Origin of the sequence: Natrinema hispanicum (genome assembly GCF_004217335.1) — an archaeon.
In the GTDB taxonomy this organism is placed as follows: domain Archaea; phylum Halobacteriota; class Halobacteria; order Halobacteriales; family Natrialbaceae; genus Natrinema; species Natrinema hispanicum.
This window is the reverse complement of record NZ_SHMP01000003.1, coordinates 399420-418106: the sequence shown is the minus strand read 5'-3', so window position 1 is coordinate 418106 and position 18687 is coordinate 399420. Positions and strand designations below refer to the sequence as shown.

Genomic DNA, 18687 nt, shown 5'->3' with positions numbered 1-18687 from the left:
GTCAGTGAATACTCGATCGCGTCTCGACGGCTGTCGCCGTCGGCGACAGCGTCGTGGGTGCGATCGAGGGATGGACCGTTTTATCCGGTCGTATGAAACACACTGCACACCCGATCCCCAGACCATTCGATCGGTATGAACATCGTTTCAATTGTCATGGTATGTCTTCTTATTCAGCGGGAACATCAATGGAACCTTAACTGACCCACTCACTAGCAGTTTCGTATGCAACCGGAGCAGACGTTTGGTAAGGGGGGTCTCAACGGTTTTCTTGACGTCGACGAACTCGTCGATCGGATCGGGCTTGACGAAGACGAAGTCGAATGGCGAAAGCACTTCATCGGATTCGATGAAATCGATGAACAGCGGCTCTCGGACCTCGAGCCGCTGTTACGGGACAATCGCCAGGAGATTTCCGACGACTTCTACGAGAACATCCTGCAGTACGAGGGCACGCGGAAGGTCATCAACCGGTCGCCGAAGGGTGTCGAGGGGCTCAAACAGACCCAGCAGGCGTATCTGGTCTCGCTGGCGACGGGAGACTACGACCTGTCGTATTTCGAGAACCGGACCCGGATCGGCAAACTCCACGAACTGCTCGATATGCCCCTGAAACACTACGTGGGGCAGTACGGCGTCTACTACAATCTGCTGCTCTCGCGGATGAACGAGCGGGTCCAAGATCAGGTCGTCGATGCGATCGAAACGTGGGCCGCTGAACGCGACGCCGACAGCGGCGAGGGGGGTCTCGGCAGAGTCGTCGGCGCACTGGGATTCGGCGGCGACGAGGAGGTCGACGACAGCCTCGAGGAGTCGTTCGAGGCGGCTGTCAGGGATGCTATCGACGACGGCATGATGGACATCCTCTCGCTGCTCCGGATCATCAACCTCGATATGCAGATCGCGACCGAAACCTACGTCGACTCCTACGCCAAGCGACTCGAGGAGTCGATCGACCGTCGGAAGCGCCTCGCCAACGAGGTCGAAACCGACGTGCAGGCCCCGCTATCCGAACTCCACGAGTCGAGTGAGGTGGTCTCGAAGCGCGCCGAGGCGATCAGTCAACACACCGAGTCGCAGGCTACCGGCGTCACGCGAGCGGCACGCGAACTCGACGAAGTGAGTGCCGCGGTCGAAGAAGTCGCGAGCGTCGCCGACGAAGTCAGCGACGAAAGCGCCCGAACCGAGCAACTCGCTGCCGAAGGTGTCGAAGCGGCCGACGACGCCTTGGACGAACTCGAGGCGATCGAGAACGCGACCGACCGCGTCGCAGACGCCGTCGACTCGCTTGCAGAGCGGACCCAAGAGATCGACGAAGTCGTCGACCGGCTCGACGATCTCGCCGAGCGAACGACGGTGCTGGCAGCGAACGCGAAGATCGAGTCCTCCCGTGGGGGTGGTGGTGACGGCGACACGATGGGTGTGATCGCCAACGAAGTGCGCTCGTTCGCCGAGCAGACGAAATCGGACCTCGCGGAGATCGAAAGTGCCGTCGAAGCCGTCCGCGAGGACGCCAGCGCGACGGTCGCGACGACCGAGGAGACGGTTGCTCGCGTCGACGCCGGCACCGATCGGGTTAGGGAGACCGTCACCTCGCTCGAAGCGATTCACGAGTCGGCACAGCAGACGGCAACGGGAATGGAAGACGTGACAGCGGCCGCCGACCAGCAGGCCCGTGGCGTCGAAGCAACGGCCGAGACGCTTGCAGACCTGTCACAGTCGGCCGACAAGGTCGCGAGTGCGGCGGAATCGGTCGCTGCGGCGAGCCAAGAACAGACGGCCAGTCTCCGCGAGGTACGCGACTCGGTCGCGCGGCTCACCGACGAGGAACAAGACCAGGAACCGCCAGTCTACGACCAAGTGGACTGACAACGAACGGGTTCACCGTTTTCACCCGCGAGACAGCAGCCGCCACTCGGTTCCGGTGTACTGAACACGACAGCCAGCGATGGTCTCCGCATGACTCTCGTCGAGTTGACGCGCGAACTCGTTTCGATTCCAAGCCACGGCGACGAGACTGCTGCCGGTGAGTTCCTCGAGTCATGGCTACGCCAGGAGACCGACGCCGACGTGCGACGAGACGAAGCCGGGAACGTGATCGCGCGGAAAGGCAGTGGCGACGAGACGCTCGCACTCGTTGGCCACCACGACGTCGTCGAGCCGGCCGATTCGCAGGTCGCCGAGACTGGCGACGAGTACACCGTCGAGGAACGCGACGGCCGCCTCTACGGTCGTGGAACCGCGGATATGAAAGGTTCGCTCGCGGCCGCCTTGCTTGCGTTCCGTGATGCTTCCCCTGCCGGTGAACTCGTGTTCGCGAGTTTCGTCGGCGAGGAAGTCGGCGGCGTCGGCGCACGGCATTCGATCGAGCAGGGGTTCGCGCCGGAGTACGCCATCGTCGGCGAGGGCTCGACGAACTACTCGGGGCCGGACGTCACCGATGTTGCCATCGCACACAAGGGACGACGCGGAAGTACGCTCACCGCACACGGAACCGCGGCCCACGCCAGCGAGGCCGACGCCGGCGAGAACGCCATCTACCGCGCGACGGACGCGATCGACCACGTTCGCAACCTCGAGCCCCCGTCGGTCGACGTCGCGGGCGAGACGCTTGTGGGCAGTCTCACTGTCACCGAAATCGAAGGCGGGTCCGCGTGGAACGTCGTCCCTGCACAGTGTGCGTTTACCGTCGACGAGCGGACGGTACCCGGCGAGCGCGCCCCTCTCGAGCGCGTCGCGGACCGCGAGGGCATCGAGTGGACCGTCGATCAGGACTGGCCGCCGATGCAGTGTGAGGACGCGGCCTTTGCTGACGCGGTGCTCGAGGCCGCAACGGCGTCACAGACGGCCGACCCCGAACACGTGACGAAGCCCCACGCGACCGACGCGGGCTGGCTCTCAGACGCCGGCACGGAGTGTGTGATCTACGGCCCGTCCGAGCCCGGCGAGGCCCACACCGACGACGAAAGCGTCTCGATCGCTGTTCTCGAGCGGTGTCGCGAGACCTACCGGCGGGCCGCGGAGACGTGGCCGCCATCGCGATAACACAGGCGACGGCACTGCTCTCGGTCGGTCAGAGCCCCGGAACGCCGACCGCACCGAAACTCGTGATGCCGACGACCGCGAGCACGTAGAGGACGATCAGGACGGTCACCCAGGCGACGAGGCCGATCATCGCCGCGGCGGTCCAGTCACCGGGATACCGCCAGTTGATGACCGCGACGTAGGCGAGTAAGACGATCAGCGGGCCGACGAGCGGAATCCAGCCGACCAGAAAGCCGACGATCGCCCAGACGATCGCGCCGATCAGCGCAGTGACGATGGCGTGATCGTAGCTTGTCCGTCCGACGATGACGCGTGCGCCAGCGTAGATACCGAGTGCACCGATCAGCAGACTCACGAGGAAGACGATGACTGATGCGACTGGTGATGCGATTGCCATACTGGTAGCTACGTATCTCGGCGGAACAGACCGTTGCTTGCACGTTCTGCCCGCTCTCACGGACTCCCACCGAGAGACGACCTCTCGGCTGCGACTGTCCGTGAGTCCCTCGAGCGACACCCGGAACCACGACGTTGATACTGTATCCGACCGAATGGGACGGCTATGGCGACCGATCAGGCCGGAAGCGACGCGAGCGAAGGTGACGCGTACGAGCAGTTCGAAAACCGAGTCCGGCGGATCTCGAACGTTGGCAACGCCGCCGGCATCCTGCGGTGGGATCAGGAGGTCGTGATGCCCGACGAGGGAACGCCAGCGCGCGCCCAACAACTCTCGACGCTGTCCTCGCTCAGTCACGAACTCCTGACCGCCGACGAGACGGGGCAGTTACTCGATGCCCTCGAGGACACCGCCCTCGGAGACGAACAGGCCGCGGTTGTCCGCGAGATCCGACGCCAGTACGACCGCGAGACGAGCGTTCCCCAAGAACTCGTCGAAGAGATTTCCGCGACGGCGTCGAACGCTCATCCCACGTGGAAGCAGGCTCGCGAAGCGGACGATTTCGAGGAGTTCGCACCGACGCTCGAGAAGCTGGTCGAGCTCAAACGCGAGTACGCCGCCCACATCGACCCCGACGCCGATCCCTACGCCGTGCTCTTTGCGGACTACGAGCCATATATCGACCTCGAGACTGCCGAACGGGTCTTAGAGCGCCTGCGCGAGGAACTCGTGTCGCTGATCGACGCGATCCAGGACAGCGATGCCGACCTCGCCACGGACGCCTTCGCGGGCGAGTTCGACGACGACGATCAGGAAGCGCTCGCCCGCGACGTGCTGGGTTCGCTTGGCTACGACTGGGACCGAGGACGGCTCGATACCGCGCCACATCCGTTCTCCTCGGGGACGCAGTTTGACGCCCGCGTGACGACCCGCTTTGACGAGGAAGATCTGCTAGGGTCGATCACCTCGACGATCCACGAGTTCGGCCACGCAAACTACACGCTCGGGCTTCCTGACGAAGGGTATGGCACACCGCTTGGCGAAGCTCGAGACCTGTCGGTCCACGAATCCCAATCCCGCCTCTGGGAGAACCACGTCGGCCGCTCTCGGCCCTTCTGGGAACACTTCCTGCCGGTCGCCCGCGAGCGGTTCCCGAGCCTCGAGGACGTCACGCCCGAGGAGGCCTACGAGGCCGCCAATCAGGTGTACGACGACAACCTCATTCGCGTCGAGGCGGACGAACTCACCTACCACCTCCACATCGTGATCCGCTTCGAGATCGAGCGTGACCTGATCCGGGGCGACCTCGAGGTTTCGGAGGTCCCGCAGGTCTGGAACGACAAGTACGAGGAGTATCTGGGCGTCCGTCCCGAGACGGACACGGAGGGCTGTCTGCAGGACATCCACTGGTCTCACGGCGACTTCGGCTACTTCCCGACGTACTCGCTAGGCTCTGTCCTCGCGGCACAGCTGTACGCCGCCGCCGAGGACGACCGCGGGCCGTTCGACGAGGAAATTCGCGAGGGCGAGTTCGACGATCTCAACGGCTGGCTCCGCGAGCACATCCACCAGCACGGCAAACACTTCATCACACCCGAGCTGATCGAACGGGCCACCGGCGAGGAGTTGACCGCCGATTACTTCCTCGAGTACGTCGAGTCGAAGTACGGCGACCTGTACGAGCTCGAGGACTATTAAGCGCCGACGAGCCGGGTGCTCCGTTGGAGTCGGGCTTCCGAGACCCCCGTCTTTAGGTCGGTGTCGGCCGATTCATGACACCATGTCCGAGCCACTCGAGCAGGACACGGTGATTGTCACAGGTGCGAGTTCCGGGATCGGCGCGGCGACCTGTCGAGAACTCGCTGCAGCAGGTGCCAACGTCGTCCTCGCGGCACGAAGCGAGGAGCGGCTGGAAGCAGTTGCCGACGACCTCGAGGCCGAACACGGCGTCGAGACGCTAGTCGTCCCGACGGACGTCCGCGAGGAGGACGATGTCGACGCGCTCATTGAGGCGACCGTCGACCGCTTTGGCGGGCTAGACGTGCTGGTCAATAACGCGGGACTGGCCCGCGGGAGCGACGTCGAGTCGCTGACCACCGAGGAGTACGAGACGATGCAGGAGACCAACGTCGACGGCGTCTTCTACGCGACGCGGGCGGCGATTCCCCACGTCCGCGAGGGTAGTGGACATCTCATCTTCGTCGGCAGTTTCGCCGGCCAGTACCCACGGCCGTTCAACCCTGTTTACGCCGCGTCGAAGTGGTGGGTCCGCGGCTTCGCCAAGAGCGTCGCGGCCCAGGTCGGTGACGACGGCGTCGGCGTCACGATCGTCAATCCCTCCGAAGTCCGCTCGGAGTTCGGGGCAGCCGACGGCGACCCATTCGCTGAGCGCTTCGACGAGGGCGAGGTGACCGAACCCGAGGAAATCGCCGAGGCGATCCGCTTTGCCGCGAGTCGAGCGGGCTCGAGCGTGACCGAACTCGACCTCTACCGGCGGGACAAGTTCGCCGACACCTTCGAATAAAACGAGGGTGGGTGTGCCGGGTGTGGACTCACCCGTCCGTGGCTCTCTCCCTCGAGTATGCGATTTTCCATTCCAGGCATCCCAGGCATATACGTCGACACTGACGGGAAATCGACGGCGAAAACCGTTGCGCTGACCGCCGCTGGCCGTCGAGCACCGAAACCGCAGGGCTACGCCCTCCAGTTCCTGCCATACCTCTGGTCGTTCGACATCGACCTGCGTGAGGTCCCGACAGAGCATCCAATTCAGTACCTCCACCCGGAGGGCGCACAGAGCGTGGGAACGCTCACAGACCAGCGCGGCGTCCGTGGTGTCGGCACCGAACTCGAGTCGGTGCTGCGGTTCGCCTGGTCGGTCAATCAGGAAGTCGAGTCGGCGACCAGCCAACTGCTGGGGATGTCGTCCGACGACGACGGCGTCACCATCGAGATTCAAGACGGGGCTATCACTGCCGACGGCTCGCCACTCGAGACCGACGAATTCGATGTCGGCGAGACCGAGATCGAGATCGACGATGCAGACCCTGATGGAGACGACATCGACGACGAACTGTAACGGTTGACCGAGGCTATCCCCAGATCGGTCTCGAGATCGGCGCGCTAATGTTCACGCGCTCTCCGCATTGCTTGGTCTACCCGCCGCCACAGCGAACAATATAACCCGTTGGCCCCGCTGGATCGACTCGAGCAATGGGACGTCGCGCGTTTCGGATCGCCTACGACGGGACGGACTACTACGGCTACCAGCGCCAGCCCGACGTTCCGACCGTCGAGGACACGATTTTCGACGCGCTCCGGGCACTGGGGGTCCTCGAGCCCGACGCTACCAAACCCGACGGCTATGCTGCCGCCGGCCGCACAGATGCGGGTGTCTCCGCGCTCGCCCAGACAATCGCGCTCGAGGCCCCCGACTGGCTGACGCCGCGGGCGTTGAACGCCGAACTACCGGCCGACGTACGCGCATGGGCAAGCGCCGATGCGCCGGCTGACTTTCACGCGACCCATCACGCGCGCCGCCGGAAATATACCTACCAGCTGTACGCGCCATCTGACACCCTGGTCGATTCTCAGCCAGCTCCGATCGACGACGAGCGCTTTCTGACCGCCTGTGAGGTGCTATCCGGTACGCACGACGTGGCGAATCTGACGCCGGACGACCACAACACCGAACGCACCCTGACGCTCGAGGCAGCCCGGGACGGCGACTATCTCGTCATCACTGCCAGCGCAGGCGGGTTCGCTCGAGAACTCGTCAGGCGACTCGTCTCACTGGCCTGTGAGATCGGGACCGGCGAGTCTCCGCTTGCGAAACTCGAGCGCGTCCTCGAGCCTGAACCGCTGCCTGGTCCCGAGGGAATCGCGCCGGCACCGCCGGAGCCGCTCGTCCTGACCGACGTGGTCTATCCCGACCTCACGTTCGAGATCGACGAGGATGCTGCCGAGAGCGCCCGCGCCGTGTTCGATCGGCGTCGCATCGAGCGACGAACGGGTGCGCGAGTCGCCGGCCAGATCGCCGACGGGATGCGGTAGCGTCGGGCAGATTGACCGCGTCAGACGCCGACCCATCGTCGTCTTTCGCTCCCTCGCTCGAGCGCAGTCACGACTTCTGTGCTCTCCTCACGGACCCATCACTGAGACACACCGTGAAAGGGTCCGACACGCTTTACCGCCGGGGCTCCGAAATCGAGGCTATGAGTTCCGTTCCCGACCGCTCCGAGGTCGACGAGGACTATACCTGGGACCTCGAGAGCATCTACGCGACCGACGACGACTGGGAGGCCGCCTACGAGGCTGTCGCCGAGCGCGTCGCGGATCTCGACGCCTACGAGGGACAGACGACCGACGACGCCGAGACCCTCCTCGAAGTCCTCGGGTTACGCGACGAGATCATGCGCGAGGTATCGACCGTCGCGGCCTACGCCCGCATGCGCCGTGACGAGGACACGACTGACCAGCACTATCAGGCGTTGACCGCCCGCGCACAGTCGCTTGCGGCCGATGCCCAGTCTGCAGCCTCCTTTATCGACCCCGAAATTCAGGAGCTGACTCGCGAGGAGTTCGATGAGATGGTCGAGGCCGAATCCGACCTCGAGACCTACGACCACTACATCGATGACGTGCTCCGGATGAAACCCCACACGCGCTCGGCCGAAGTCGAGGCGCTGCTGGCCGATTTAAGCGAAGTGACCGGCGCGACGGGCGAAGTATACACCATGCTCTCGAACGCCGATATGGCGTTCCCGACCGTCGAGGACCCCGAGGGTGAGGGCGTCGAAATCACGCAGAGCAACTTCACGAACCTGCTCAAGCGGCCCGACCGCGAGTTCCGCAAGCGCGTCTACGAGAACTACTTCGACGAGTGGGAGTCGGTCCGGAACACGGTCGCAGCCAGCTACAAAAACAGCGTCAAAGCAGACGTCAAGACGGCACAGGCGCGCAACTACGACACGGCACGCGAAGCCGCCCTCGACGGCCCGAACGTCCCCGTCGACGTCTACGACACGCTCGTCGACACTGTCCACGACAACATCGACAAGCTCCACCACCACGCCGAACTCAAACGCCAGGCACTCGACGTCGACGAACTACGGATGTGGGACCTCTATATGCCGCTGACCGGCGACGAAGGCTCCGACCTCGAGTACGACCAAGCCAGCGAGTACGTCGTCGACGCGCTCGCGCCGCTTGGCGAGGAGTACCAGTCCCGCGTCGCCGAGGGGCTCGACTCCCGGTGGGTCGACGTCTACGAGAACGAGGGCAAACAGTCCGGCGCGTACTCTGGCGGTACCTACGACACCCAGCCGTTTATCCTGCTGAACTACCAGCAGGACATCGCCTCGATGTACACGCTGGCCCACGAACTCGGCCACTCGATGCACTCCGAACTCACCAAAGAGGAACAGCCCTACGTCTACTCGAGCTACGAGATCTTCGTCGCCGAGGTCGCCAGCACGGTCAACGAGGCCCTGCTGACCAACCACTTGCTCGAGACCGTCGACGATCCCGAGTTCCGCAAACACGTCTTAAACGAGTTCCTCGAGCGCGTGCGCTCGACGCTGTATCGCCAGACGCTGTTCGCGGAGTTCGAACACGAAACCCACCGCCTCGAGGAAGACGGCGAACCGCTCACTGCCGATCGGCTGGACGACCTCTACCGCGGACTCAAAGACGACTACTACGAGCCCGCCGTCATCGACGACCGGATCGCCCGCGAGTGGATGCGTATCCCGCATTTCTACCGGGCCTTCTACGTCTACCAGTACGCGACCGGTATCTCCGCCGCGCTCGCGATCGTCGACGACGTCTTGGAACGCGGCCAGCCCGCCGCCGAGGACTACCTCGAGTTCCTCCGGCGGGGCTCTCGTGAGTACCCCCTCGAGCTGCTGCGGATCGCTGGCGTCGACATGAGCAGTTCGGACCCCATCGACCGCGCGCTCGAGACCTACGGTGAGCGCCTCGACGAATTCGAGTCGCTGCTCGACTGAGCCAGCCGGTCTGAACTAACTGAGCGCTTGCACTCGCCGGGTCGATAGGGGCGACAGGTATGTGACCCCCCTCCGCGACCCAAAGGCACATTTACCGTCCACATCTTATCGGCGTGTATCAGGATGTCTCGAAGCCCGTCTATTCCCGACCGACCTCACCGCGATATCGACTCCGATCTTCCCGACGACGAGCGGCTCGAGGCGCTTCGCGGGCACTACGAGGACCTCGTTGATGTCAACGAGCAGCTTTCAGAGCAGCTCGACGACGCCGAGGACCGCCGCGAGCGCTTGCAGGGGAAAGTCGATCGGATCGAACGCGAAAACGAGATGCTCAAGAGCTCGTCGCTGTACATCGCTACCGTCGAAGACGTCCTCGACGACGAGCAGGTCATCGTCAAACAACACGGCAACAACCAGGAGGTGCTCACCGACGTTTCCTCGCGGATGGTCGACCGCGTCGAGGCCGGCGACCGCGTTGCAGTCAACGACTCCTTTGCGATCCAGACCATCCTGAACGCCGAGACCGACGCGCGCGCTCAGTCGATGGAGATCACCGAAAAGCCCGATGTCACCTACGACGACATCGGCGGCATCGACGAGCAGGTCCGCGAGGTCCGCGAGGCAGTCGAGCAGCCGCTGTCCGAACCCGAACTGTTCGACGAGGTCGGCATCGATCCGCCAAGTGGCGTCCTCCTGTATGGCCCGCCGGGCACCGGGAAGACGATGCTCGCGAAAGCCGTCGCACACGAGACCGACGCCACCTTCATCAAGATGGCCGGCTCGGAACTCGTCCGCAAGTTCATCGGCGAGGGTTCGCGACTCGTTCGCGACCTCTTCGAGATGGCTCGCGAACGCGAACCCGCCATCATCTTCATCGACGAGATCGACGCGATCGCGACACGACGCACCGAGTCCAAGACCTCTGGCGACGCCGAGGTCCAGCGGACGATGATGCAACTCCTCAGTGAGATGGACGGCTTCGAGGCCCGCGGCGAAATCAGAATCATCGCCGCCACTAACCGCTTCGACATGCTCGATCGGGCCATCCTCCGCCCCGGCCGGTTCGACCGCCTCATCGAAGTGCCCGAACCCGACGAATCCGGGCGCGAGCAGATCCTCGAGATCCACACCCGCGACATGAACGTCGCCGACGACGTCGACTTCGCCGAATTGGCCGCCGACACCGACGGTTACTCCGGGGCCGACATCGAAAGTCTCGCGACCGAAGCCGGTATGTTCGCCATCCGTAACGACCGCGACGAGGTCACCCACGACGACTTCGTCGACGCCTTAGAGAAGATCGAAAAAGACGACTCGAGCGACGTGGTTTCCTCGGCGGGGTATTTCTACCAGTAGCGCTGTTACACCTCACCGCTTTTTTGTGTCCGTGTTCGGAGGCACGCGACCGCACCAGACACCAGCCTGGCTCACCGCCACATGGCAGCGCCGCTCGGATCGCAACGCCTTACGCCGCTCGGCCCCCAGTTCGGATATGAGCACGATTCGAGTCGTCTGGGGGACCGCGTCGGGCCCCACGGCGATGTCGTCCTACGACGCCGCACTCGCCGATGCCGGCGTCGAGAACTACAACCTCGTCTCGGTCTCGTCGGTGATCCCCGCCGAGACGTACGTCGAGGCCGTCGGTACCGCCCCCGACCTCGGCCCAGCCGGCGAGCGCCTGACCGTCGTCGAGGCGCGGGCGACAACCGCCGGCCCCGGTCGCGCAAGCGCCGCGCTCGCGTGGTCACAGTCCGTCGACGACGGCCCCGGCCTGTTCTACGAGACGTCCGGCGAGATGGACCGCGAGGACGTCGAACGCCGGGTCCGCGAAGGGCTCGCTGCGGGACAAAAGCTTCGCGACTGGGAGTTTACCGAGCCACGCGTCGCCGTCGAGAGCCACCAGGCCGATTCGGGCCGATATACGACCGCTGTCGTCCTCGCAGTGTACGGCGAAAGCGACCCGATCCTGTAGACTGCTCGAAGGCGAACCCTTTTCAGCCGGCAGTTCGTTGCTACGGGTACACACTTCTCATGAACGGAAATACGCCGTATGCAGGGCTACCGGGCGAAACTGGGGCTGGGCAGCGTGCCGCGGCGGACGTTCCGGACCTCTCGAGTGCGCAGAAACGACTGCTTCACCGCGACGTCTCGCGGATCGCTTCGCGCACGCGCGAGTTCCTGCCGAACGAATACGTCGTCGATGCCGACGTCTCGAGCGGGATGACCGGCCCACAGGTCACTGTCGCCGTTCGGCCGCCGGTCGGTCACGCCGTCAGCGCCGGCTTCACGCCCGACCTCGAGGACGCCGTTGCTGCCGAGGAGGTTATCACCGCCGACGAACGCGACGAAGTCGCCCGCGGGCTGGCAGCTAGTGCCGCTCTGCAGGTGAAACAGGCCGTCAACGATAGCGTCCGCCCGACCGGAAAGTAACCTAGTAGAGCAGTTGCTCGAGCTGGTGGCGTCGGCGCTCGAGATCGATCGCTGGCTCGACCGATGGATCGGCGATCAGTCGGTCAAGTACCAGCAACGGATCCGTGCCGGCTCGTTCGACTTCTCTGAGTAAGAGTTCGATTGCGGTGCGGTTCGTCGCGAGTGACGAACACAGCCCGAGTGCGAGTACAAGCGGAATCGCACGCTCGGGTTGTGTCGGAAACGCATCGCTGACGCGTGCGAACTCGGGATCGCTTTTCGCTGTTGACGCTTCAGCCGACGCTGGCTCGAGGGTCAGACAGTGTGGACAAAACGTAACGACGCTGGCCTCCGACGGCGCGTTCTGTCGATAGTCGTCCGGAACGGTAACCGAAATCGTGGCCGTACCGCAGTTGGAACAGGCCATCGGAATCGAATTTGTGGGTGCCGATCGTGACACTCAGCGTGCTTTACTGGTTGGCTGTCGGGGATTGTGCCGCGGTATCCGGCTGGATGTCCTCGAGATCTTCTTCCGTCTCCTCGTCGACTTCCTCGGCTTCTTCTTCTTCGGCTTCTTCCTCGCGGGCCTCCTTCTCTTCTTGCTCCTTTTTCTCCTTGATCTTCTTCAGGCGGAACGTTTCCTCGCGTTCTTGCTCTTCGAGTTTCTGCTCGATGTACTCCTGGTTCTCGTAGAGCTCCGGAAGGAGCTTGAACTCGAGGGCGTTGACGCGCCGCTTGGTCGTCTCGATCTCACGGAGCATCTTCTTCATCGCCGTCTCGACCTCGGCGGCGAGGATGATGCTCTCTAAGAGGTCCTCGTAGGCTTCTGCGGCCTCGTCGATGCGGGCGGACGTGCCCATGATCCCGTAGCCACGCTGGTCTAGGCTCTTCGAGACGCGCGAGGACTCGATCTGCGGGACCACGACGCCCATGATGTTCTTGGACTCGGTCGTGATCTCGGGGTTTTCCTGCAGCGCCGCCGCGGCACCGCGGACCGCGACGTCACCCTCCATCGCGCGAGCCATGTTGATCTTCTGCTGGGCCTCCTCGTAGTCGTCGGCGAGGTCGCCGCGGACGTCCTGGGCTTTGTCCAGAATGTCCATGAACTCCATGATGAGCCCGTCGCGTTTCTTCTCGAGCGTGCCGTGTCCCCGCTCGGAGAGCTCGATGCGATCCTCGATCGCCATCAAGTTCTTGCGGGTGGGCTTGACATCGTTGGCCATCTTGTGGGGGGATAGCAGTCCCAGTCGGATAACTGTTTACAGTTTCCGCGCGTGCTCGCGCCCGTGTACGGGAAATCGATGGGGTCGAAGTGGCCCGATTGGGGGTAGCTACCCGAGAAACAGATCGACCATGTCGCCCGATGACTGTCCCTTGTAAAGCTCCGAGTAGCCACAGCTCGTACAACTCACGACGTGAAACCGCCGATTCTGGACGTCGAGCAGCTTCGATAACCCGCTCCCGGTCGTCGAGATCTCGTCGATTTCCGTCTCCGTGTGGCCACATTTCGGACAGCCGCGCTCGTCGTCTCTCATAGATTCGGATTTCTGTCAATAACATAAAGTCTTTGTGCTCGGACCGATGAGCACTCCCAAGCTATGTCAGTCGCTCTTGTCCTCGTCGTCGTGATGGCGCTCGTCGTTCCGTTCCTTCTCTGGGTACTGATCGACCAGGAGACATCGAACCCGACTGTCGTCGATCGCACGGAGGCAGAACGGATCGCGAAGGACCGCGGCGGCCAGCAGTCGTCGACCGACAGGACAGCCGACGATGACGATGAACGAGACGAGTATCGGTCGTTTTGAGCTGACGGTCACTCTGAGGAGACGAGACTAAGCCACGACAGCCGCATTATCCCTGTCCAACCATTCGGTCTTCGTCTTCCCACTCTTCCTGCCGGAGTTCGTACTTCTGGACCTTGCCCGTCGCCGTCGTCGGCAGTTGCTTGACGAACTCGACCCGGTGGACGGTCTTGTAGCCCGCGAGGTTCTCGCGGGTGAACTCCTCGAGTTCCGCCTCGGTCACGCCCGGCTCGGTCGGATCGCCGCTTGCGGGCACGACGAACGCCTTCGGCGTCTCGCCCCACTCATCGCTGGGTGCCGGGATCACCGCCACGTCAGCCACCTCGGGGTGGTCGAACAGCGTATCCTCGAGTTCGATACTCGAGATGTTCTCGCCACCCGAGATGATGATGTCTTTCTTGCGGTCCTGAATCGAGATCATCCCGTTCTCGTCGATGGTGGCGAGATCGCCCATGTGGTAGTATCCCTCGATCCGGTCGCTGAAGGCCTCCTCGGTCGCCTCGGGCTTGCCCCAGTATTTTTCCATGATCTGGTTGCCGCGGACGACGACCTCGCCGAGTGTCTCGTCGTCGCGTGGGACGTCGTTGCCGTCTTCGTCGACGACTCGGATCTCGGTGCCGAGATAGGCCAGGCCTTGCCGTTTCTTGATCCGGAACCGGTCGTCACTGTCGTCGGAGAAGTGCCGGCGAGCGTCGGAGGAGGTGATCAGCGGGCCGGTCTCGGTCGCGCCGTAGACGTGTTTCAGGTACCAGCCGAACTCGTCTTCGACCGTTCGGATGGTCGCCTCCGGCGGCGCGCTGCCGGCAGTCGCGAGTCGGACATCGGCGTCGCCGGTCGTCTCGGGCTCGTTTTCCTCGTAGTAGTCGATGAGCATATTCAGCACCGTCGGCGCGCCACACATGTAGGAGATATTTTCCGAGCGGACGGTCTCGAAGATCTCCCCGGCGTCGATCCCGCGCGTACAGACGTGTTTCGCGCCGATGCCCGTCACCGCGAAGATGTGCCCCCAGCCGTTCGCGTGGAACATCGGCAGCGTCCACAGATAGACGTCGTCGTCGCTCAGGTTTTGGTGGCCGACCGTCAGATAGGCGTGAATCGTCTCACAGCGATGCGTGCGACAGACGCCTTTCGGATCGCCCGTCGTCCCCGAGGTGTAGTTGATCGTGATGATCTCGTCTTCGGCCATCTCGGGGCGGTCGTAGTCGGTGCCCGCCTCCTCGAGTACCGTATCAAACGCTTCCCAGTCACCGTCGACTGCGTCGGTATCGTTCGTGATGAACGTCTCCGTCGGCACGTCGTCACGGATCGCCTCGATCTTCTCGGCGTAGTCGTAGTCGGCGTAGATCGCGTCGACACCCGCGTCAGATAGGATGTACGCGAAGTCGTCCGGCGTCAACCGATAGTTCAGCGGTGTATGGATCGCACCGAGTTGCATGATTCCGTAGGCCGCCTCGAGGTGATAGTGGGTGTTCGGGTCCAACACCGCGACGCGGTCGCCTTTCTCGATGCCTCGGTCTTGGAGCGCTGCGGAGAATCGATCGGCGCGCTCGCCGAGTTCGTTGTACGTAAACCGTTCCCCCGTGGTGGCGACGACTGCCTCGTCGTCGCCGTAGTGCGTTCGCGCTCGGTCTAAGAACTCCGGCACGAGCAATGGTTTGTGCATACATACCACAGATTGGCGGCAGTATATACGATAGTTTCGATTAGACAGACATCTGATACCAATCGCCGCGACTGCCGCTCGGTGAGACGTCGGTCACTACTGGTGATCTCGCGAGCCACGACGCGCCGCGGTGACGACACCTGAAAGAAAGGATCGAAGCGATGAACGAAGCGAGCGACGGCTCAGTCGGCCTGTACGGCTTCGGCCGTCTCGTCTTCGCGGTAGTGCTCTTCGATGAGTTCCTCGTCGATCCGGTTGAGTTCCGTCTTCGGCAGGTCCGAGAGCAGATCCCAGCCGAGCTCGAGCGTTTCGGCGATCGAGCGGTTGGTGTCGTACCCCTGCTGGACGAACTCTTCCTCGAAACGGTCGGCGAAGTCGAGGAACTTGTTGTCCCGCTCGGAGAGGGCTTCGCGACCAACAATGTTCACGAGGTCGCGCAGGTCCTCACCCTCTGCGTAGGCGGCGTACATCTGGTCGGAGACGTCGCCGTGGTCCTCACGCGTGAGGCCCTCACCGATCCCGTCGTCCATCAGCCGCGAGAGGCTTGGCAGGACGTTGACCGGCGGCTCGATACCCTGGCTGTTCAGGTCTCGGTCCATCATGATCTGGCCTTCGGTAATGTAGCCAGTCAGGTCCGGGATCGGGTGGGTGTCGTCGTCGCCGGGCATCGTCAGGATCGGGATCTGCGTAACCGAGCCTTCCTTGCCCTCGATTCGACCGGCACGCTCGTAGAGCTGTGCCAGGTCGGTGTACATGTACCCGGGGTAGCCACGTCGACCCGGAACCTCCTCACGTGCGGCACCGATCTCACGCAGTGCCTCACAGTAGTTGGTCATGTCCGTCAGGATGACCAGCACGTGGTAGTCCTCCTCGAAGGCCAGGTACTCGGCCGTGGTGAGCGCGAGTCGCGGCGTGACCTGTCGCTCGACTGCAGGGTCGTCCGCGAGGTTCATGAAGACGACGGAGCGCTCGAGTGCGCCCGTGCGCTCGAAGTCGTCCATGAACTCGTTTGCCTCTTCGGCGGTGATCCCCATCGCACCGAAGACGACAGCGAACTCGGAGCCTTCGCCGTCGCCTTCTTCTTCTTCAGGCACCGTCGCCTGACGAGCGATCTGCAGTGCGAGTTCGTTGTGGGGCAGCCCCGATGCGGAGAAGATCGGCAGCTTCTGACCCCGAACCAGCGTGTTCATGCCGTCGATGGCCGACACACCGGTCTGGATGAACTCCTCTGGGTACTCCCGAGAGAAGGGGTTGATCGCTTCGCCGACGATGTCCTGTCGCTTGTCGGGGACGATCTCCGGGCCGCCGTCGATCGGGTTCCCGGAGCCGTCGAGCACCCGCCCGAGCAGATCCTCGGTGACGGGCATCTTCATTGTCTCGCCCAGGAAGCGAACGGAGGCGTTGCGGTCGATCCCGCCCGTGCCTTCGAACACCTGGATCGAGACGATACCCTCGCTCGATTCCAGTACCTGTCCGCGAAGGGTGTCGCCCTGTGGGGTCTCGATTTCGACGATTTCGTCGTACCCGACCGGCTCGTCGACCTCGGCGAACACCAGCGGACCGCTGATTTCCGTGATTGTCTGGTACTCTTTCATTGTTAGTACAGTGCGCGGAGTTGTTCTTGGAGGTCGTTCTCGATCTCGTCGATGAACTCGTTCCACTCTTCGGCCGTGCCCATCCGGTTGAGCCGCGGCGCAGCGTCGACATCCTGGATCTCCTCGACTGGGACGCCAGCCTCGAGTGCCTCGAAGGCCTCGTCGCTGAACGTGTTGATCGCCTGGAGCATCCGGTAGGTCTTCTCGGGTTCGCAGTAGGTGTCAACGTCGTGGAGCGCGTTCTGCTGGAGCCATGCCTCACGCAGGTAGCGTGCGACCTCGAGGGTCAGCTGCTGGTCTTCCGGCAGCGCGTCCTTGCCGACGAGCTGGACGATCTCTTGGAGTTCGTCCTCCTCGTCTAACACGTCGACGGCCCACTGGCGAACCTCGGGCCAGTCGCTTTCGACGTTCGATTCCCACCACGGGTCGAGCTGGTCTTTGTACAGCGAGTAGGACTCGTTCCAGTTAATTGCCGGGAAGTGCCGACGCTCTGCGAGGTCGGCGTCCAGCGCCCAGAACGTCTTGACGATACGCAGGGTGTTCTGCGTGACTGGCTCGGAGAAGTCGCCGCCGGGCGGCGAGACCGCACCGACGACCGAAATCGAGCCTTCGCCGCCGTTCATCAGCTGGAACTTGCCGGCGCGCTCGTAGAACTCGGAGAGTGCAGCCGCAAGATATGCGGGGTAGCCCTCTTCGCCGGGCATCTCCTCGAGTCGGCTCGATATCTCCCGCATGGCCTCTGCCCACCGCGAGGTGGAGTCGGCCATCAGTGCGACGTCGTAGCCCATGTCGCGGTAGTACTCCGCGATCGTGATCCCGGTGTAGATACAGGACTCACGGGCTGCGACGGGCATGTTCGACGTGTTGGCGATGAGGCAGGTCCGTGCCATCAGCGGGTTTCCGGTCTGCGGGTCAGGCAGTTCCGGGAAGTCCTCGATGACCTCGGTCATCTCGTTGCCACGCTCGCCACAGCCGATGTAGACGACGATGTCCGCGTCGGACCACTTGGCGAGTTGCTGCTGGGTGACGGTCTTCCCGGAACCGAACGGACCGGGAATCGCCGCCGTCCCACCCTTCGCGAGTGGGAACAGCCCGTCCTGAATGCGCTGGCCGGTCACGAGGGGCTCGGTCGGCGTCTCCTTCTCACCGGCGGGCCGGGCTTCACGAACCGGCCACTCCTGGTGCATCTGGATCTCTTCGCCGTTGTCGAGTTCGACGATGGTCTCCTCGACCGTGTACTCGCCACTCTCGACGTTCGTGACTTCGCCACCCTCGTAGTCCGGCGGCACCATGACCTTGTGGTCGATGGTGATGGTCTCTTCGACAACCCCGACGACGTCGCCGGGTTCGACCGTGTCACCTTCCGTGACTTCAGGATTGAACTCCCACTTCTTCTCGAGGTCGATCCCGGGGGCGTCGACCCCGCGGTCGAGGAATGCCGTCCCCATCTTCTCCTCTAAGACGTCAAGCGGGCGCTGGACACCGTCATAGATGGAGTCCAGCATGCCGGGTCCGAGGTCGACGGAAAGGGGCTCGCCCGTGTTCTGGACGGGTTCGCCCGGGCCGACGCCGGAGGTTTCCTCGTAGACCTGAATCGTGGTCAGGTTTCCTTCGATCTCGATGACCTCGCCCATCAGTCCTTCGTCGCCGACGTAGACGACGTCGTTCATCCGGGCGTCGAGGTCCGTAGCGGTCACGACAGGACCACTCACGCTTTCGATTACACCGTCTTCGTCGACGGATTCGATGTCTTCTGCCTGGCTCATAG

Annotated in this window: 18 protein-coding genes; 11 read left to right on the top strand and 7 right to left on the bottom strand. The window is 63.4% G+C overall.

Going from position 1 to position 18687, the window contains the following annotated elements; genetic code table 11:
• The first annotated feature begins 225 nt into the window (after positions 1–225).
• Together BDK88_RS02830 and BDK88_RS02825 are read left to right on the top strand one after the other, a co-directional pair.
• The gene (locus BDK88_RS02830; protein WP_130499080.1) at positions 226–1869 is read left to right on the top strand and encodes a globin-coupled sensor protein; all 1644 of its coding nucleotides are present in this window, start codon (positions 226–228) and stop codon (positions 1867–1869) included.
• Positions 1870–1959: 90 nt separating this feature from the next.
• Positions 1960–3045 (top strand): M20 family metallopeptidase, encoded by a 1086-nt coding sequence (locus BDK88_RS02825; protein ID WP_130499079.1) that lies wholly within the window; start codon positions 1960–1962, stop codon positions 3043–3045.
• Positions 3046–3073: 28 nt separating this feature from the next.
• On the opposite strand, the gene BDK88_RS02820 is transcribed toward BDK88_RS02825, so the two are convergent.
• Positions 3074–3442 (bottom strand): hypothetical protein, encoded by a 369-nt coding sequence (locus tag BDK88_RS02820; protein WP_130499078.1) that lies wholly within the window; start codon positions 3440–3442, stop codon positions 3074–3076.
• A 165-nt stretch (positions 3443–3607) separates the two neighbouring features.
• Here BDK88_RS02820 and BDK88_RS02815 point away from each other — a divergent pair, with 165 nt between their 5' ends.
• The 8 genes from BDK88_RS02815 to BDK88_RS02780 all read left to right on the top strand — a co-directional run bounded on the left by BDK88_RS02815 (position 3608) and on the right by BDK88_RS02780 (position 11880).
• Positions 3608–5140, top strand: coding sequence for a carboxypeptidase M32 (locus BDK88_RS02815; protein ID WP_130499077.1), 1533 nt, complete (start codon positions 3608–3610; stop codon positions 5138–5140).
• 82 nt (positions 5141–5222) lie between these two features.
• The gene (locus BDK88_RS02810; protein ID WP_130499076.1) at positions 5223–5966 is read left to right on the top strand and encodes an SDR family oxidoreductase; all 744 of its coding nucleotides are present in this window, start codon (positions 5223–5225) and stop codon (positions 5964–5966) included.
• A gap of 57 nt (positions 5967–6023) precedes the next feature.
• Entirely contained in the window at positions 6024–6521 is a 498-nt protein-coding gene (locus tag BDK88_RS02805; protein WP_130499075.1) for a hypothetical protein, read from the top strand.
• 134 nt (positions 6522–6655) lie between these two features.
• Entirely contained in the window at positions 6656–7495 is an 840-nt protein-coding gene (truA, locus tag BDK88_RS02800; RefSeq protein WP_130499074.1) for a tRNA pseudouridine(38-40) synthase TruA, read from the top strand.
• A 161-nt stretch (positions 7496–7656) separates the two neighbouring features.
• A complete protein-coding gene (pepF, locus tag BDK88_RS02795; protein ID WP_130499073.1) occupies positions 7657–9450 on the top strand; it encodes an oligoendopeptidase F in 1794 nt (597 codons plus the stop codon).
• Between the two features lie 123 nt (positions 9451–9573).
• Positions 9574–10806 carry a proteasome-activating nucleotidase Pan2 gene (gene pan2 / locus BDK88_RS02790; RefSeq protein WP_130499072.1) on the top strand — a complete coding sequence of 411 codons (1233 nt, stop codon included), beginning with the start codon at positions 9574–9576 and terminating at the stop codon, positions 10804–10806.
• 136 nt (positions 10807–10942) lie between these two features.
• A complete protein-coding gene (locus tag BDK88_RS02785; protein ID WP_130499071.1) occupies positions 10943–11422 on the top strand; it encodes a pyruvoyl-dependent arginine decarboxylase in 480 nt (159 codons plus the stop codon).
• Positions 11423–11481: 59 nt separating this feature from the next.
• On the top strand, positions 11482–11880 hold the full coding sequence (locus BDK88_RS02780) for a DUF5811 family protein (protein ID WP_092930545.1): 399 nt from the start codon (positions 11482–11484) through the stop codon (positions 11878–11880).
• Between the two features lies 1 nt (position 11881).
• Here BDK88_RS02780 and BDK88_RS02775 read toward each other — a convergent pair whose 3' ends face one another.
• The 3 genes from BDK88_RS02775 to BDK88_RS02765 all read right to left on the bottom strand — a co-directional run bounded on the left by BDK88_RS02775 (position 11882) and on the right by BDK88_RS02765 (position 13394).
• Complete coding sequence (locus BDK88_RS02775) at positions 11882–12286, bottom strand: DUF6276 family protein (RefSeq protein ID WP_130499070.1); 405 nt, start codon at positions 12284–12286, stop codon at positions 11882–11884.
• 43 nt (positions 12287–12329) lie between these two features.
• Positions 12330–13082, bottom strand: coding sequence for a V-type ATP synthase subunit D (locus tag BDK88_RS02770; protein WP_130499069.1), 753 nt, complete (start codon positions 13080–13082; stop codon positions 12330–12332).
• Positions 13083–13190: 108 nt separating this feature from the next.
• Entirely contained in the window at positions 13191–13394 is a 204-nt protein-coding gene (locus tag BDK88_RS02765) for a zinc ribbon domain-containing protein (protein WP_130499068.1), read from the bottom strand.
• A gap of 63 nt (positions 13395–13457) precedes the next feature.
• Here BDK88_RS02765 and BDK88_RS02760 point away from each other — a divergent pair, with 63 nt between their 5' ends.
• Entirely contained in the window at positions 13458–13664 is a 207-nt protein-coding gene (locus tag BDK88_RS02760; RefSeq protein WP_130499067.1) for a hypothetical protein, read from the top strand.
• 46 nt (positions 13665–13710) lie between these two features.
• Here BDK88_RS02760 and BDK88_RS02755 read toward each other — a convergent pair whose 3' ends face one another.
• The 3 genes from BDK88_RS02755 to BDK88_RS02745 all read right to left on the bottom strand — a co-directional run bounded on the left by BDK88_RS02755 (position 13711) and on the right by BDK88_RS02745 (position 18685).
• The gene (locus tag BDK88_RS02755; protein ID WP_130499066.1) at positions 13711–15324 is read right to left on the bottom strand and encodes a long-chain-fatty-acid--CoA ligase; all 1614 of its coding nucleotides are present in this window, start codon (positions 15322–15324) and stop codon (positions 13711–13713) included.
• A gap of 182 nt (positions 15325–15506) precedes the next feature.
• Positions 15507–16919 (bottom strand): ATP synthase subunit B, encoded by a 1413-nt coding sequence (locus tag BDK88_RS02750; RefSeq protein ID WP_130499065.1) that lies wholly within the window; start codon positions 16917–16919, stop codon positions 15507–15509.
• Between the two features lie 2 nt (positions 16920–16921).
• Positions 16922–18685 carry an ATP synthase subunit A gene (locus BDK88_RS02745; protein WP_130499064.1) on the bottom strand — a complete coding sequence of 588 codons (1764 nt, stop codon included), beginning with the start codon at positions 18683–18685 and terminating at the stop codon, positions 16922–16924.
• Positions 18686–18687 lie beyond the last annotated feature (2 nt).